9 protein-coding genes are annotated in these 17,931 nt (G+C 58.6%); 8 read left to right on the top strand and 1 reads right to left on the bottom strand.

The genetic code is table 11. The features are described 5' to 3' along the window. Window positions 1-18 precede the first annotated feature (18 nt). The 8 genes from H6650_02355 (at window position 19) to H6650_02320 (ending at window position 9,504) form a co-directional block, all read left to right on the top strand. Window positions 19-2,289, top strand: a complete 2,271-nt coding sequence (locus H6650_02355) for a tetratricopeptide repeat protein (protein MCB8950835.1) — start codon at window positions 19-21, stop codon at window positions 2,287-2,289. A 214-nt stretch (window positions 2,290-2,503) separates the two neighbouring features. Further along, a complete protein-coding gene (locus H6650_02350) occupies window positions 2,504-3,367 on the top strand; it encodes a TIGR00159 family protein (protein MCB8950834.1) in 864 nt (287 codons plus the stop codon). Window positions 3,368-3,457: 90 nt separating this feature from the next. After that, window positions 3,458-4,831, top strand: a complete 1,374-nt coding sequence (locus tag H6650_02345) for a hypothetical protein (GenBank protein ID MCB8950833.1) — start codon at window positions 3,458-3,460, stop codon at window positions 4,829-4,831. A gap of 129 nt (window positions 4,832-4,960) precedes the next feature. Continuing rightward, window positions 4,961-6,331 (top strand): ribosome biogenesis GTPase Der, encoded by a 1,371-nt coding sequence (gene der, locus H6650_02340; GenBank protein MCB8950832.1) that lies wholly within the window; start codon window positions 4,961-4,963, stop codon window positions 6,329-6,331. A gap of 89 nt (window positions 6,332-6,420) precedes the next feature. After that, the gene (locus tag H6650_02335; protein ID MCB8950831.1) at window positions 6,421-7,290 is read left to right on the top strand and encodes a hypothetical protein; all 870 of its coding nucleotides are present in this window, start codon (window positions 6,421-6,423) and stop codon (window positions 7,288-7,290) included. Continuing rightward, window positions 7,287-8,681 carry a hypothetical protein gene (locus tag H6650_02330; protein ID MCB8950830.1) on the top strand — a complete coding sequence of 465 codons (1,395 nt, stop codon included), beginning with the start codon at window positions 7,287-7,289 and terminating at the stop codon, window positions 8,679-8,681. The genes H6650_02335 and H6650_02330 overlap by 4 nt, the downstream gene beginning before the upstream one ends. A 131-nt stretch (window positions 8,682-8,812) precedes the next feature. Continuing rightward, window positions 8,813-9,166, top strand: a complete 354-nt coding sequence (locus H6650_02325) for a hypothetical protein (GenBank protein ID MCB8950829.1) — start codon at window positions 8,813-8,815, stop codon at window positions 9,164-9,166. Continuing rightward, window positions 9,163-9,504, top strand: a complete 342-nt coding sequence (locus H6650_02320; protein MCB8950828.1) for a DUF4926 domain-containing protein — start codon at window positions 9,163-9,165, stop codon at window positions 9,502-9,504. Before H6650_02325 ends, H6650_02320 begins: the two co-directional genes overlap by 4 nt. Before the next feature lie 188 nt (window positions 9,505-9,692). Here H6650_02320 and H6650_02315 read toward each other — a convergent pair whose 3' ends face one another. Next, window positions 9,693-17,222 (bottom strand): hypothetical protein, encoded by a 7,530-nt coding sequence (locus H6650_02315; protein ID MCB8950827.1) that lies wholly within the window; start codon window positions 17,220-17,222, stop codon window positions 9,693-9,695. Window positions 17,223-17,931 lie beyond the last annotated feature (709 nt).

The following is a 17,931-nucleotide window of genomic DNA, read 5'->3' as shown; positions in this document are numbered from 1 at the left end:
CAAATTTGGAGGATTCCCGTGGCAAATAACCGATCTCGATATGAAGAAGCGCTGAATCGGGGTCACGCTTTCAGCTGGGATCAACGTTGGGACGATGCGGTGCGCGAATTTGAGGCGGCCATCGCGGAGTTTCCCGCGGAACCGGCTCCTTACGCGGGTCTGGGCATGGCCTTCGTGGAATTGGGCCAGCTTGATCGCGCCCTGGAAGGGTATAAGTTGGCCGCGCGGTATTCGCAGGGTGACATCATCTATTTGCGCCAGGTAGCCGAGGTACAGGAGCGGCTGCATCTGGCCGCCGACGCGGGCCAGACGTACATGGCGATAGGCGAGATTTTGCTGCGCCAGCGCCTGCTGGAAGAGGCGATGGAGAACTGGCACCGCGCGGTGCGTCTGGACCCCCATCTGCTGGGGGGGCATCAACGGCTGGCAACGGTTTATCAACGGCAGGGAAACGTGCGCGCCGCGATCCGGGAGTATCTGGCTATCGCGCGTGTTCTGCAAGACCAGGGAGATGCCGGCAGAGCGTTGCAAACATGCCAGGCAGCGCTGAAACTCGACCCACGCAACGCGGACGTCCTCACGGCCATCGAACTCATCCAGCATGGCGAGGAAATCTTCGTCGCCGCCGAGGAGCAATCCGCGGCGACGGATGGGGGAATGAGCGATGCCGGCAGCAAGTCGGCAATGAGCGATGACGAAATCGTCAGCCCGGTACAGGAAGCCCGCCGCATGGCTCTGGAGCAGTTGGCGGAAGAGCTGTTCGACGAAGAAGAGGAGATAGCCCCATTTGGGGACGATCTGCACGTCTTGAGTAAACTGGAGCGGGATGCGTTGCTCAGTCAGGCGCTGGATTACCAGACGCGGGGCATGTCCAATGAAGCCATCAGCGCCTACGAGCAAGCCATCGAAGCAGGGCTGCGCAGCGCCGCCGTTCACTTCAACCTGGGGCTGTTGTACCAGGACAAGCTACGTTTTGAAGACGCTATTCACCAATTCGAGGTGTCGGTGCGGGACAACGAGTACCGCATCGCCAGCCTCTTCTCCCTGGGGGAGTGCCATCGCGCGCGTGGGCGTATCGACATGGCACTGGAGCACTTCATCACCGTGTTAAAAATCGTGGACCTGGGCACGGTGCAACATGACCAGGCGGATCGCCTGATTGAACTGTACGAGAATCTATCCGACAGCCTGTTGACGAAGGGAGAACCGGAACAGGCAACGGCGTTCGCCAATGCGCTGGTGGAATTCCTCAGCCAGAAGGGGTGGGAGGATAAAGTGAAGGAAGCGCGGGCGCGGCTGGACGCGCTTTCCTACGGCGACCGCACGATGATTCTGGGGGATATTCTCACGGCGGGTTCGGAACAGGTGCTGGAATCGTTGTATTTGAGCCAGGAGTATGCGCGGCGGGGCATGTACACGACGGCCATTGAGGAAAGTTATCGCGCTATTCAGTTGTCGCCTTATTATTTGCCGGCACATTGGCAGCTTGGCGAAATGTTGGCGCGGCAAGACCGACGCGAAGCCGCCTCCGTCAAATTCATGACCATCGGCGATGCCTTCCGCGTGCGCGGCGACGTCAATGGGGCGATCAACGCCTACGAGCGCGTAGTGGAAATCAATCCGCTGGACGTCCCCATCCGCGCCCGCCTGATCGAAATGCTCAAGCGACACGGCCAGATTGACCGCTCCCTGGAGCATTACATGGCCATGGGCAACTCCTACTACCAGTTGGCTCAGGTGGACAAAGCCCGCGAGACCTACCAGGAAGCATTGAAACTGGCCCCTCGCGGCTCCGCGCGACACAACTGGCGCGCGCGCCTGCTGCGCGCCGTCGCCGAGATCGACATGGAACGGCTGGATTGGCGGCGGGCGCTGCTGTCTTATCGGGAACTACGCGCCGCCGCACCGGAAGACGAACGCACGGCAATGGCCTTGATCGACCTCTACTACAAGGTCGGGCAACCGGAAAACGGACTGCGCGAGCTGGACCGCTACCTGATCCAACTGGTTAAGAATCAGCGCGGTGGCAAGTTGCTGGGCATTTTGCAGGACATGGTTAACCAACGTCCACGCGACCCCGGTCTGGTGGATCGGCTGGCGCGCCTCTACTTGCAGCAGAAACGCACCCAGGACGCCATTAACGTGTTAGACAAACTGGGGGAGGCGCAACTAGAGGCGGGTGAAACGGAGAAGGCCGTCGCCACGATTCAGAAGATTATCAAGTTGAAGCCCGCCAACGTTTCCATGTACATTCAGCTTTTGCGGCAGTTGATTCAGCCGAAGCCCTGACTGTGACCGCATCGTGCAGGCGGCAAACGGTGAGGCCGCGCCTGCCTGGAGAGCCAATTGTGATCTCTGCCCTGGCAGACGGTTTGTCCTGCCTCGGCGGGCTTCAAACCTTTCTGGAAGCTGTATAGAACATCCGGGAAGGTGAGGAAGGTGGCGTGGCGTTGACAAGCAATCGGCGAATCGTGGTTGGCTTTTTGCGCCAGACCGACCGATAATGTCTTTCACTGTTCTGCCGGCAGCAAGCGGCGTGGCAGTGAGCGCGAAGCGAGTTGACACCCAGACGGGGTTTGTCGTGCAAAATTTGGACTATTTCATCAGACGATTTGGCTGGTTGGATTTCCTGGATATTGCGCTGGTGACAGCCGTTATCTTTGGCATCCTCATGCTTATCCGCGGCACGCGCGCGGTGCAAATTCTGCGCGGGGTGATCGTGGTCGGCCTGGTAATTGCCGTGGGGCTGACGTTGGTGGATTTGCCGGCATTACGCTGGCTCATCAGCAACACCCTACCCGCCCTCGTCTTTGCCATCCCCGTCATCTTCCATCCCGAAATCCGCCGCGCTCTGGAACAACTCGGGCGCACCGGGCAATACGTCCGTCTCTTTCGTCGCCAACAAGAAAACCCCGTCATCACCGCCGTTTCCAGCGCCTGCCTGCGCCTGTCGCAGCGCCGCCACGGCGCTCTGATCATCTTTGAGCGAGACACGGGGCTGCAAGAGTACATCGATACAGGCATCTTGCTGGCGGCCAGGCCATCGCCCGAACTCCTGCTCACCATCTTCAACAAGCACACCGAACTGCACGACGGGGCCGTGATCATTCGCGGCGATCTGATCACCGCCGCCGCCTGCGTGATGCCGTTGAGCACCAGCAGCCTCAGCGACCGCTCCATGGGGCTGCGCCACCGCGCCGCCCTGGGCATCAGTGAAGTCAGCGACGCCGTCGCCTTGATCGTCTCCGAGGAGACGGGTCATATCTCCATTGCGCACAATGGCCGCATCATCCGCCAGGACGCCGGCCGGCTGGAAATGATGCTACAAGCCTTCTTGCAGAACCGCACCAACAAAGACGACGAGTAACGACTAACGCTCTCTGGAGATTGGACCAATTTCACCGGAGAAAATTGGTCCAATCTAGCCTGGCAACTACGACGACGAAGCGAAACCGACATGATGCGCATCCTCCGCAGCCTGATAGCCAATATCGTCACCCTGCTCCTCTCGGTTATTGTGGCCGTGGTCATCTGGGCTGTTGCCGTACGCCAGGCGGATCCGGTGGACCAACAGTTGTTGCAGATTCCCGTGCAGGTATTAGGGTTGCCCGCCGACGGTCGGCTGTTGAGCATCTCCACGCAGTCCGTGCAGTTGGTCGCCCAGGGGCCAACGTCCGCGTTGGCCGACCTCGCCACCGATGATTTTTTGGCCTTCGTGGACCTTTCTCAGGCCCCTTTTGGCAGTGAAGATGTTCCCATTCTGGTGGAAATCAACAAGGAGCAGGTGGAAATCGTCAGTTGGGTTCCCAACACGGCGTCGGTGGTTCTGGAGCGCATTATCAGCAGCGAAGTGCCCGTGAATGTGGATATTCGCGGCAACGTTGCCGGCGGGCATCGTTATTTGCAACCTGTGGTGGAGCCGGCCACAATCACGGTGACGGGGCCGGAGTCCCGCGTGACGGCGTTGAACGAGGCACGTGTGACGGTCTTTCTGGATAATGCGCGGGAGACGCTGGTGGTGTCGCCGCGTCCGTTTTTCTACGATGCACAGGGGAATGTTGCCGGCACAACCAGCGTCAGCCTCAGCACCGATATTGTCCAGGTCACCGTCCCCGTGGAAGAACTGGAAGGGTTTGCCCAGAAACCCATCACCGTCAAATGGCAGGGCACGCCCGCCAACGGCTACCGGCTCCTCAACGTCACCGTAGACCCGGACAGCATCCTGGTCACGGGCCGTCCCACGCAACTGAACTTGTTAAGCCGCCTGGAAACAGAGACAATAGACATTTCCGGGTTGAAAGAGACCTTCACCCAACAGGTCGTCCTGAACCTGCCCAACGGCATATCCCTGGACCAGCCGCAGCCGATCTTCGTCACTGTGGAAATCGAGCCGATCCTCACCAGTGATATTGTCAGCCGCGCGCCGGAGATTCGCGCTCTGGGGCCGGGTCTCACCGTCACCCTGGATACGGAAGTGGTGCGCGTGTTCATTTACGGACCGCTGGAGACCATTGATTCGCTGGAAGAGGACGACGTGCGCGTGACATTGGACCTGATAGGCCTGGACGTGGGCACGTACACGTTGGAGCCGCTGGTGACTATTTCCGCCAATGATCTGGAGGAGCGTTCCGTGCAGCCGCCGGATATCACGGTAGTGATTACGAAGCTCTTGACAACGACGAACGAGATCACGACCACCGGCGCCATTCCGACAACCCTTCCCGCGGCCACCAGCCACGCGCCGCCTCCGCCGGCGCCGGTCCCCATGGCCGCTTACTGGCTGCCCGTGGCCGCGCCACAAAAAACAACGTATTGGTTGAGGCGCCTTTAGGAGCGGAGATTCAATAAGATGGTGAAGTCATTTCCTGACCGCTCCTTGGCGTCCATCGCCAGCGGCGCACGAATCATGATGCGCCGACCCGCGTCCAGGCCAGAACTGGCCAGACGTTCTTGAGGTAAAATGTCCAGAAAACCACTTATCGCCCTGGTGGGGCGGCCCAACGTGGGCAAATCAACTTTATTCAACCGCATCGTGGGCAAACGGCTGGCGGTTGTGTCGGAAACGGCGGGCACGACCCGCGACCGCCTCTATGCGGAGGCGGAGTGGATCGGCGCGACCTTTCTCGTGGTGGATACGGGGGGCATTGAACTCCTGGAAGGGTGGCACACGGAGCCGCTGTCGGAAGATTCGGAGCAGTTTTTGCCCCTGATGCGGGAGCAGGCGGAGATGGCAATCCAGACCGCGGACGTGGTGATCATGGTCGTGGATGGTCGCGGCGGGTTGACGGCGGCTGACCGGGAGGTGGGGGAAATTTTGCGCCGCTCGCGGAAACCGATTTTCGTGGCGGCGAATAAGCTGGAGTCAACGAAGTTGTGGGATACGGCTTACGAGTTTTATGAGTTGGGATTGGGGGAGGTTTTTCCTGTTTCGGCGCTGCATGGGACGGGAGTGGGGGATTTGCTGGATGCGGCGGTGGAGGCGCTGCCGCCCGTTGATGAAGAGGCGGAGGCGAAAGATGATTCGATGAAGGTGGCTCTGGTGGGGCGGCCTAATGTGGGTAAGTCTACGCTGTTGAATAAGTTGTTGGGGGAGGAGCGGGCGATTGTTAGCCCAATTGCCGGCACAACCCGCGACGCCATCGACATCAAATTGACCTACGAAGGGCAGGTGGTGACGCTCGTTGACACGGCGGGCATCCGACGGCGGGGAAAAATCGATCCCGGCGTGGAGAAGTACAGCGTGCTGCGGGCGCTGCGGGCGCTGCACCGGGCCGACGTGGCCTTGCTGCTGATTGATGCCGTGGAGGGTTTGACGGCGCAGGATACGCATATTGCCGGCATGATCACCGAAGAAAACGTCAGCGTCATCCTCCTCGTCAACAAATGGGACGCCGTGGAAAAAGACACCTTCACCGTCAATCAGTACACCGACGCCTTGCGCCAGGGGCTTAACTTCATGCCCTACGTCCCCGTCCTCTTCATCTCCGCCCTCACCGGGCAGCGCGTCAACCGCATCCTACCGGAAGTGCTGCGGGTCCACGAAGGGCGCGCGCACCGCATTCCCACGGGCGAAATGAACAAGATCATGCGCGACGCCGTCAGCAAACATGCCCCGCCCAGTAAAGGCGGCATTCGCGTTAAGTTCTTCTACGCCACCCAGGTCTCCGTGGCTCCCCCCACCTTTGTTTTCTTTGTCAACAAGCCGGAGTGGGTTCATTTTAGCTACCAGCGCTACCTGGAAAACCAGATTCGCCAGGCTTATCCCTTTCCCGGCACGCCCATCAGACTCATTTTCCGTCCTCGCAGCGAAGACAGGTTTGGGAAGGTATGAGGTGGGAGGTGTGAGGTATGAGGTGTGAGGTATGAGGTATGGGGTGTGGGTGAATCTGTGAACTTGCCACGCGCCACTCGCAAACGCGCATGATTACTGAAGAAATCGTTTGGAAAGAAATATGGCCGGTGGTGGAGGGGGCGATTTCGGCGACGTTGGCGGAGGACGAGGCGGCGCTGCGTGCGTGCTTGCAGCCGCGCAAACAGGCGGCGGAGGTGCTTGACCTGTTTGGCGTGGTTGTCTTTGACATCCTGCTGAAGACGGTTTTGGGACGGGGGCGGCTGGCTTTGACGCGCGCCATCGAAACGGAAAACGGTAAGTTCGCGCATGTTGAGATTGTCTGGCCTGACCCTGACCTGGCGAACAACGCCTACACGGCGGCGGACCTGGTGGCCGTGAAGCTGCGCCCGTATCGCGGCCAGTGGCGCATTGTGGAGGTCAATCCGGCCAGTGTGGATATACCATTGACGGAAGCGCGCGCTGCCGGCATTCTGGCCTCCAGCAAAGTTTTCAGCACCTCTGGCGGCGTCCCCAACGAACCGTGGATACTGCCCATCGCCCTGTTCGGCGGGGCGCTGCAAATTCCCTTGCGCCCGCAAGCCATGAAAGACCCCGTTGAGCGACTCTTCTTGCCCGGCTTGCAGCACCGCGCCTACGGCCTCCTCTCCCTCGTCGCCGGTCGCCGCCTCTGGCGCGATTTCAAGAAAAAAGCGAATCCCAACCAGGATGCACCCGCCGCCTGGGCCGCCGCCATCGAATCCGTCATGAGCGAACAAACCATGCGTGACCAGACGCCCGCCGCCACCGGCAAACTGTATCAGGTCAACCTTTCCACCATCCTGCCGCGCATCCGCCAGATCAAGGAAACCTTGCGCATTCAAGGGATGGACGAGCGGTATTCCCCCATCGTCAGCACGCAAATCGTCTACTCGAACCAGGAAGGTAGCCCGGAATCGTGATGGCAAAGGTTGAGCGGCGGCGGTGGGCCATTGGCTTGCTCCTCATTCTCCTGGGCATACTGCTGCACCTGGCCCCGCTGGGGCAAGATAGCCTGTGGTTGGACGAAGCCTTTAGCGTGCAGGCGGCGACGAATAATGACGCGGCCACGCTCTGGAGCCAGAAAGTTGACACCCGGCATCCCCCATTGTATTACATCCTGCTGCGCCAGACTCTGATCACGTTGGGCAGCGAAAGCGAGGCCGCGGCGCGTCTGCCCTCGGCGCTGGCCTCCTTGCTGAATCTGGCGCTCCTGTACTGGTTGGCGCGGCTGCTGTCGGCGGATGCCTTCACCGCCTGGCTGACCGTGGCACTGCTGGCGCTGGCCCCGCTGAGCATCTGGTATGCCGCCGAAGCGCGTATGTACGCCCTGGTGACGACGGCGGGGTTGCTGCTGGCTGTTGGGTTGGCGGCGGACCGTTGGTGGGGGAGTTTGCCGGCATTTGCGGGGCTGGCGGCGGGTCTCGTCCTCGATTACACCATCATTCCGCTGTGGGTGGGGCTGGTGGCCGTCTGGTTGGTTTATTGGTGGTATGGTCGCCGCCGTCTGTGGCATTTGTTGCTGACGTTGGCGGCGATGGGGGGCGCGTGGTGGCTTTTTCGCCCCTTTTTGCCGCATCTGCTGCGCCTGTTGGACCAGATAGAGGGGGTGTATATTTTCGGGCGATTGGCGCGGGTGCTGGGGGTAGAAACGTTGTCTGGGGGGATGCTACTGGCGGGATTGGCGGGCGTGGCCGCGGGGGTGGTGGCGGCGGCGGCAGTATTGCGCGCGGCGCTGCGGCATCCTGGGTGGCGGCGGCGGTTAGGTTGGGTGGCGTTGCCGGCATTTGCCCTGACCACACTCCTCCTTGCCCTGCCCCGCTTCTACACCATTAAGCGCATCCTCGTCGTCGGCTGGCCGTATGTGGTGCTGCTGGTCGCCTGGATCGTGGGCGCGTGGCCGCGGCGGCGGGCGCGGCTGGCGGCGGGGCTGCTGCTGTTGTCGCTGCTGGCGGCGGGGGCGACGGTGCTGACACCGAAGGATGATTGGCGGGGGGTGACGGCGTATGTGGGGGCGGAAATGCCGGCATCCGACCACCTCTGGATCGATCCACCCTGGAACACTATCCCTTACAATTATTACCAGCCTTTACGGGCGGCGGAGCGGGGGCGGCGTGCCGGCAGTACGGAGGAACTGGCGGCGCTGGCGAACGAAGCGGGGTCGCGGGGCGCGGATATCTGGCTCATTAGCGAACGATTTGGCGGTCCGCCCCCCACCTCCGCCGGCGAAGCGTGGCTCGACGCCCATTGGCAGCTTGTGGAAAGCATCCCCTTCTACCGCCTGGAGCTGCGCCACTACCGCCCTCCGCCATAGCCTTGAGACCATTGCCGGTCGCCCAGAATACAAAAGTCTCCCAGACTTTTGTATTCTCCTCCGGCGAACGCTAAGCCGTTACCAACCGGACGTATCTCGACATTCGTTTGCGTTCTGGCTAGAATACACATGTGGAACTACGGGACTATGCTGAATTCATCGTCATTGATCCCGCAAAATTAACTGCCTATGCGTTGAATTTGCGGCATCCAAAAGGCAAGCACAAGGCGCGCGTCTTTCAATCGGTGTTGGGTTATACGGTCGCCAATCACGAGCATCTACTACATCAAGTCAAGCAGAAAGCGCAAGATGCTGATGCCGTGCTGTTACGAATTGACGAATTGGGACGGCATTTGCGCGTCGATCTTTTCATAATGGGACTGTCTGGGCAGACAGCTATGGTGCGCACGGGATGGTTCATTGCCAACAACAGTCAGACGGCACATTTGACAACATTGTTTGTGTTAAGAGAGCGCGAGAAATGATCAAACCTGCTCAATACGACGTCGTGGAAATGCTTCAGCCGGTGCTGGGAGCAAATTTGCCGGCAGGTTCTCAGGGAACCATTGTACATCAATACGACGAAGAAGAATTTGAGATTGAGTTCGTGGACGAATGGGGGGAAACTGTTACCCTGGTACGGCTCAATCGGCAACACTTCCTGGTCATCTGGCGCGCCGAGGGTGAAGAATCTGTTTCCGTGGCCGATCAGGTGGCGCAATTAGTGGATAGGCTGCCGGAAAATGCCGGCACGCAAATACTCAACTTCGCCCATTACCTCTCCTGGCGCACCCAGGGCCTCCCCCAAACGCACCCGGTTTGAGCCGCCCGTAGCCGCCCAGAATACAAAAGTCTCCCAGACTTTTGTATTCTCCGCCAGCAAAGCGTGGCTCGACCCCCACTGTCAATTTGCGGCAACCATCCCCTTTTACCGCCTGAAACTACGGCACTATGGAGCTTCTTAAGACCTCAAAAAGATTTGGCAGTCCATCAGGGTTTTGAATTTTGTGACTAGAGTTCACTTGTGGACAACATGCAAGATTGATACATAGGATTGCACGCAGGTGGCAAGCAAGATTGGTATGCAGGATTACAAGTTGACTGTATTGATTGATAAGAGGATGAGTTTTCCCCATTATCTATGCATTGCAGTGAACCTCCATAATGTTGTTCCGATAATTTGCATGGATTTCCAAATAAATATTCAACAACATCTGTTTCTGTAATAGTCCTTCCAGTAATCTCAGTGACTACATCGGCCATTACTCCTATCCCTTCCTGTAAAGTCATTTCTGTCAACTCTCGTTGGCCTCTTTTACTTAGTGCGCCCTCCTTAGTTACCCACAAGCTATCCGCTATGCGTCCTCTTACTTTCTTAGGAAACAAGACATCTATAACTTCATCTCCAACTTGAACAAGTGCCAAATCGTATATGCCATCCCTCACGATTTTAACACCACAGACAGGGGCACTAGACCAAGCGTCTTCCAACCACGATTCAACAGCACCAGACACCCCAGGAACCGGTATCATACCCCCAATAAAGCTAGCAGCATACTCTCCAGAAGATGATCTGGGTTTGAACATGTCAACTCCTCTTCCTCCATCTAGATAATTATCAACCACATCTCCAACATATCTAGCACCCGTTGAAAGAGTTCCGCCAAGAGCCATCACTCCTAATATGACAGGGACAGCCACTCTACCATCTAGATCAATATAGTTGGTGGGTGAATCTAAAGTATATTGATAATGATGGAGACTTGCAGGTGTTTTTCGTAATCCGCGATAAGTATCTTGAGTTAGCCAAATTCCAGTTACTGGGTCGTATTTGCGGGCGTAGAACTCGTAGAGGCCCATGTTTTCGTCCCACTCCTGGCCGGTGAAGGTGTAGTGGTTGTGGGGGTCGGTGAAGTTGCCGGGGGGTGTTTCGATCTGGCCGAAGGGGTGGTAGCGGTAGTTGTGGCTGGATTGGCCTTGCTGTTTGGTGAGGCCGCTGACGCTGCCCAGGCCGTCGTAGTGGTACCAGTACATCTGCCCTTCCGTGCCGCTGGGGAAGTGGTGCAGGGTGACGATGCGGTTCAGGTCGCTGCGGTAGAAGTTTTCATACTGTGGGTTCCATTGGTTGTATTCGGCAACCGGGTCCCAGCCGTCAAAGACGTACTCCACGCGCTTGGCGCCGCCGCCCCCTTCGTTCGCGTCATACGTCTTGGAGAGCCGCCGCCCCCAACCATCATACTCTAATGTGGTCACGCCGCGGTCCACGCGGTTGCCCTGGACGTTCATCTGGTAATCCTGGGCTTCCAGCAGGCGGTTTTCCGGGTCGTAGGCGTAGTCCGTGCCCTGGACGCGCGGGCCTTGCGGGCCGGGATATTCGGTGTTGGTGCGGCTGCCGTTGGCGTCGTAGCTGAATGTCTGGGTCTGTATGTCGCCGCTGGCGCCGTTGTTGCCCTTGTCCGCCAGTTCCAGTTTCAGCAGCAGTTGGCGAACCACGCCCTGGCTGTTGATCAGGCCGCTTCCGCGCGCCTGGCGCACGCGCAGCCGCAGCGACTCAATGGCCGCGGCCACTTCCGGCTCGTCCGGAACGGGGTGGTCTTCCAGGGCGGCGAGCAAGGCTTCCGCTTCCGCGACCAGAAACTGCGCCGCCAGGGAGTTGATGTGGACCCCATCCTGGGCTTGCACGTCGTAACGGAAGGCGTAGATCGCCTGCGCCACGTTGTCCTCCCGCTTGCTGCCAGGCAGGCGGGGGTGCGTGTTGCCCGTGACCGTCAGCAGGCGGTTGGTGTCGCTGTAGGTGTACACCAGCGTCTGTTCATCGAACGGGCGCGGCGTTTCGCTGTCGTCGTTTGTGTGCAGCAGCAGTCGGTTGCCCACCCGGTCGTAGACGTAATCGGTCCAGACGCCTTCGCTGTCCGCGTCACGAATGAGGCGGCGCAGGCCATCGTAGGTGTACTGGCTGACGACGACGGCGGGGTTGCGCCAGCCGTATTCGGCGACCATTTGCGTGCGGTGGCCGATTTCATTGTAGGTGTAGGAGAAGGCGCTGTTTGTCTCTTGCGCGCCCACGATCTGGCGATTGACGAGCGTTAGCAGGCGGTTGGCGCGGTCATAGCCGGCGGTGGTGATGGTGTCGTTGGGATTGGTGGTTAAGACCATCAGCCCCACGCCATCCCGGTCGTAGCCGGTGAGGTGGCCTTCGGGGTCGGTGACGGTGTGGAGCCAGTCGTTGTCGTAGTAGGCGTAGTCTACGGTACGCCCATCGTGGTACGTGAGGCTGGTGCGGTTGCCCACGGCGTCGTAGCCATACCCCAGGTGGCGACCGAAGGCGTCGGTGACGTCCGTCACCCGGTTCAGGGGGTCGTAGGTCCAGGCGGTCACGCCCAGGTGGTCGGTCATGCTGGTGCGGTTGTTGTTGGCGTCGTAGGTGTAGTCTACGGTAGTGCCATCCAACTCGTAGGCAACATGCTGTAACTGGTTATCGGGGTAGTAGGCATAGTCGGTGCGGTCGCCGTTGGCGTCTATGCGCCAGACGCGGTTGCCGACGGGGTCGTAGCCATACTGCCAGGTGTGGCCTTCGGCATCCACTTCTTGCACCATCCGGTTCAGGCCATCGTAGCTGAAGGCGGTTTGATGCAGATTGGCATCCAGGATCGCGAGCAGGTTGCCCACTTCGTCGTAGCTGTAGTGGGTGTCTACGTTGACGTCGGCGCTTTCCGGTTCGCCGGGACGGTCATTCTGGTTAACGGTGATCAGGCGATACAGGGGGTCATAGTCGTAGCGCGTGACGACGCCATCCGCTTCGATCAAGTAGGTCTGGTTGCCCAGGGGATCATACTGGTAGGTTGTGTTTTCTTGCTCCGCGTTTGTGGTGGCGATGAGGCGATCTACCGGGTCATACTCGTAGGTGGTGGTGTGCAGATTGCCATCGGTCCAGGCGATCTGGTTGCTGTTGGCATCATAGCTGTAGACGTCCACATACCCTTCGGCGTCGGTGACGGTGCGAACACGGTACACGTCATCGTAGGTGTAGCTGTCGTTGGCGTGGCCGTTGGCGTCTACTTCTTGCAGCAGATTGCCCATGGCATCGTAGCTGTATTGCCACTGACCGCCGAGGGCGTCCGTTTGCAGCGCGACGCGGTTCATGCCGTCGTAAACGAAATGGGTCTGGCTACCGCGCGCGTCGGTCAGCGTGAGCAGGTTGTCCAGGCGGTCGTATTCGCTGAGGACGCTGTGGCCTTCGGGGTTGATGACCTCGGTTTGCCGGTCCAGGCCGTCGTAAACGAATTCGATGGCGTGATCGTTGGCGTCGATGAGGAAGCGGAGATTGCTGACGGGGTCGTACTGGTATTCCGTTTCGCCCCCTTCGTTGTCAATGGTGCGGATGCGGCGGTTGACGGGATCATATTGATATTCGGTGACGTAGGCTCCACGTGGGTCATGGATGATACGGAGATTGCCGGCAGCATCGTAAGCAAAACGGGTGGTGACATTCTGGTCGGACAGGTTGTCGCCGCCGGAAACAGCGTTCTGAATCTGGCGGTTGACGCGATCCATGCCATCATAGTCGTAATGCGTGACGACGCCCAGGGGGTCGGTTTCGTCCACCAGGTTGCTGTGCCGGTCGTAGGCGTAGGTCCAGGTGTGGCTGAGGGCGTCGGTACGGGTTTCCAGCCGCGCCAGGCCGTCGTAGGTGAAGGTGGTGGTGTAGGCGCGGGGGTTGGTGAGGGTGACGAGGTTGTCTACGCCATCGTAGGCGTATTGGGTGACTTGTTGTGCGGCGTCTTCCTGCCGCACCAGGCGGTGAGCGGGGTCGTATTGGTAGTGTGTCTGGTTGTGGTTGGCGTCGGTGAGGGTGAGGAGATTGCCGGCATTATCATACCCATACAGCGTCGTCACATTCGTATCTGCCGTCTCCTCCGCGCCGGGAATGTGGTTTTCAATCCGCTTGACATTTCTATCCAGCAAATCGTACTCAAAATGGGTGACTTGATTCTGGGGGCAGGTGTTGCCTGCCAGCGGGCTGTTGCAGCGGCTGATGTCCGTCAGGTTGCGGTTGCCATCGTATTGGTAAAAGGTGTGCGTGTCTTCCGGCGCATGTGTCTCAATGAGATTGTAGACGCCATCGTAGACGTAGGTCCAGGTGCGCCCGGCGGCATCCTGCATGAAGATCGGGTTGCCCATGGGGTCGTAATCATAATCTGTGACCTGAGCCGCGGCGTCTTCCACACGCACCAGCCAATCCAGGTGCGGATCGTACTGGTAGTGAGTCTGATGGAGGTTGGGATCGGTGGTGGAAAGCAGATTGCCGGCAAGATCATACGCATACGACGTGGTCACGTTGGTTTCCGCATCCGGGGGCGCGCCCGGCACAGCGTTGTCAATCCGGCGCACCAGGCGGTCCAACGCATCGTATTCGTAATGGGTGACGCGGCTGGTGGCGCAGGCATCGTCAACCACGGGGCTGTTGCACCAGATTTGGTCCACTACGCGGCGCGCGCCATCGTAGGTGTAGAAGGTGTGCGTGTCTTCGGGCGCATGGACGGCGATCTGGTTGTAGACCGCGTCGTACTCATACGTCCAGACGTAACCGGCCGCGTCTTCCTGGCGAACCAGGTTATTCATGTCGTCGTAGGCGAACGTTGTGGCGAATCCTAACGGGTTCGTCCGCTGGGCCAGCATTTCCGAGGCGTCATACTGGTAGGTGATTTCGCCGCCGTTGGCGTCAACTTCCCGCGCCAAATTATTGTTGGCGTCAAAATCATAGTGCAGGTGGTAGCCAATGGGACCGTCGATGTCGGTGATGTTGTCGCCGCCATCATAGGCGTAGCTCCAGGTGGCGCCGGTGGGGTATTCCGTTTCCGTGAGCCGCCCCAGGGCGTCGTAGGCGTAATGGGTGGTGTAGCCGGCGCCATCGGTGGTGGCGAGCAGGTCACCGGTGTTGGGATCGTACTGGTTGTGGGTGTGCGTGCCGGCATAATCATGCACATCCACCGGCAATCCACGACCATCGTAAACGATTGTGGAAAACGTCCCCCCTGGGCGCTCAATGCGAACCAGATTCCCTTGCGCGTCATACGCATAATGCGTGTCCCGTCCTAACGCATCCTGGGCGCGCGTCACGCGGTTCAGGTCGTTATAATCCCACGCCTGATGCCAGGACAACGGGCCATCCTCCGTCAGCCGGTTCCCACGATCATCATACGTATACGACCATTCCCGTCCCTCCCGGTCCTGGTAGTAAGTGCGGTTATAGTCCGCGTCATAACCAAACGACTCCGCAAAACCGCGGGCGTCGATAATTTCCACATTTTGCCCCAGATCATTGTAACGATAGGTCGTCTCGTTGCCGTAACTATCGGTGATCGTCGTTGTCAGCCCATCATCACTGTAAGCAAAGGTGTTGATTTCCGCGCGGCCAATGCGCTGCCATTCCACACGATACTCATCATCATAGGTCTGCTCCAGGGAAGTATGCCCCTTGGGCGTCACCATCTGGGTCAGGCGTTGGTCGTCATCATAGCCATACGTCGTCGTTTCGCCGCGGGCATCCGTGAAACTGGTCAACAGGTCGTTCGTGTACCCGTAGCTGATGCTTTTGTTTTCCGGGGCATCAATTTGAATGACGCGATCCTGGTCGTCATAGGTGAACGTGAGCCAGCGACCGCTGTCATTTTCCACACGAGTCAGCAGATCCCCGTTGTATTGCAAAGTAATCTGGTTGCCGTTGCGATCCACGCGCGCAATCAGGCGCCCCTGGGCGTCAAAGCGTTCGACTTCCAGTGTGTATTTGTGGCGCAAGACAAACGCATCCCCCTCTTTTGTCAACGTGTCAAAATTCGAGGGGGAATCGGCCACGAAATGGTCGTCTTGCCAGGTAAAACTGGCGGTGTGCCCGTCCGCGTATTGGATTTGCGCCCCTTGATAGAAAGGGGCCGCGTCTATTTCTTGCAGGTAAGCGGCAAAGGGGAAGGTCCAGCCGGGGCCAAACGGCTGCGGCGGTTGGGAAGCCGGCTCCTCGACATACCCCCCGTTACCATCGGCAACGTACTGCATTTCCGTCGCGCCATTCCACAGCAAGGACCGGGCATTATACGTGCGCGCCACGACCAGATCGGTATTGCCAACCCCCATCACGCTCAAGTCATTGGTCTGATAATAGAAATTGCCGTTAGCGGTGTTCACCGGGTCGCTGGAGGCGCGCTGGTATCCCATGTCGTTGCACCCTTTGCGGCACGGCCAGTAGCCGAGGTCTTCCGTTTCGCTGCCATAGGCGGTAAATGTGGGGAAAGTGGCGCTGTTGTTGCACCCATCCACGGCGCTAATGGTGTAGGCGTTCGTCTGGCCAACCGGGTAGGGGACCGCGGCCACGTAATACCCTCCACCATAGTCGTACATGGGATAAGTTTGCCCATTGAAATCAAGGGTGAGGGCCACGCCGCTCTCGTCGGTAACCAGGGCGCTGACGACGGCGTAACCACTGTTTCCGCCCAATTCTAACAGGCGCCCTGTCTGTTCCAGGGTAACGGGGCCGATGATGGGCGGCGTCACGTCGTCGCACGAGCCGCCGCTGACCAGGTAATAGCCCGACGTGCCGCGATGGGGCACGTAGTAATCCCAAAGTTCTATGTAGATGGTATTGATGCCAGGCGCAAAAAGATGAGAAACATTGACAGGCAATGTGCTGGTGATTCCTGGTCCACCTGCACTGTAATCATAATAGTAGTATTGAATAGTGCCGTTTGGTTGTTGAACTTCGAGATAAAAAGCATCATCCGTGGATAGAAGGCCTGTTCCGTCTGACGTCGAAGATAGAGAAACAAAATCGCCAGCATGGTCATAGGAGATAATTGTCGAGAAAAATATGTCCGGTGGCGATTCAGATGGTTCACTAATGGGTTCCACCAATAAAACCGTACCACTGACAATGTTTGCCGCAGACGGCGTAGGGAAATCGTCGGGAGATATAGCGTGGGGATGGGGTAGTTGGACAGTCTCAGCGGATTTCAATGAGGGACCGGCTGCCGGCATTTCCCCGGTCTGCCCTACTTCTTGCGTGGCGGGGACATTTGCGTCGGCGGGAACCGCGGCGTCAACCAGGGCAGCCAACGGTGATACAGATGGCGGCGCGAAGGGTTTGCCGGCACGCACGGCATGGCTGGCGGAGAAACGCCCCTGCGCGCGTTGTTGTCCGTCCGGCGCGGGCGCGTGGTCTGCTTCCAGGGCGTCTGCCGGCATCGTTTGCGCGGATGGATTTACGTTACGGGGGAAATCGGCCAGGGGATCGGGAGCCGCGGGCACGGAAACAACCGGAATGACGCTGTTTGCCGCGTCCAACAATGACTGCACCCGCCATGTGGGGTTGATGCCTTCATCCGGCAGGCGCGGGGAGGAAATGCCGGCATCCGGTCTCCCACCAGCCTCCATCGCACCAGCAGACAAGGGAACCAGCCCTTGCGGATCGACAATGCCACTCAGCGCCTTCTCAATGGCGCTTGTTTGCGGATCGGGAGAAGAGAAAGGCGACGACGCAGGTGATGGCATCTCCCTCTCCGGCACGGATGGAGATGAAACTGCCACGTCATTCGTTTGTGCTTGCGCACGCGAGGGATTATTGACCAGTGGGATAAAAACGCCCAACAACATAGCCAGCAACTGCAGACTGCTGACAGCTCTTAACCAACGACGATACATCGCTACCTCCCAGGCACTTAAATGGCAACCCTAACAGGCTTCTTCTGACCGACTAACGCTCTCCGAAAATGGGTCTAATCTGGCTTAAGACTGACGATGAAATAAAGTATGGAATGGCAAAGTCAGTTTGAAGGAACGGTCAGGAAACAACTTCGTTATTTTTAAAATTTCCGTTCCTAAAGTGGCCGTCCGCAATTAAATGTGCGGACAGCTTGTCAGTAACCGTCCGAAGAAATGTGAAGTTATTTTTGGGCGGTTATTAAGTGTATAGGACTTTATTCTACAATGGGCATAAAATGCCAGATTGTCAATCAGTATATGTTTTTCAGGTGGGGTGTCAATCGAAGAAATGGGGAGGATAATGCCGGCATACAAGTACTTTAGAGCCATTTTCCTCCCTACAGGACATGGGCGTTTGGGGAGTGGCGGCTTCAGCCAGCCCATTTGGGGTTCGCGCATTGTGGCGCGTGCCGCCTATGGGCAACTCCTTTATAATTGGACGACAAACGCGCTTTTGTCCTGGCGCAAGAAGGTAGCCGAAATATATGTCCGGGGCGGT

The organism is Ardenticatenales bacterium, assembly GCA_020634515.1.
Taxonomy (GTDB): domain Bacteria; phylum Chloroflexota; class Anaerolineae; order Promineifilales; family Promineifilaceae; genus JAGVTM01.
This window is presented reverse-complemented; position numbering and strand designations above follow the sequence as displayed.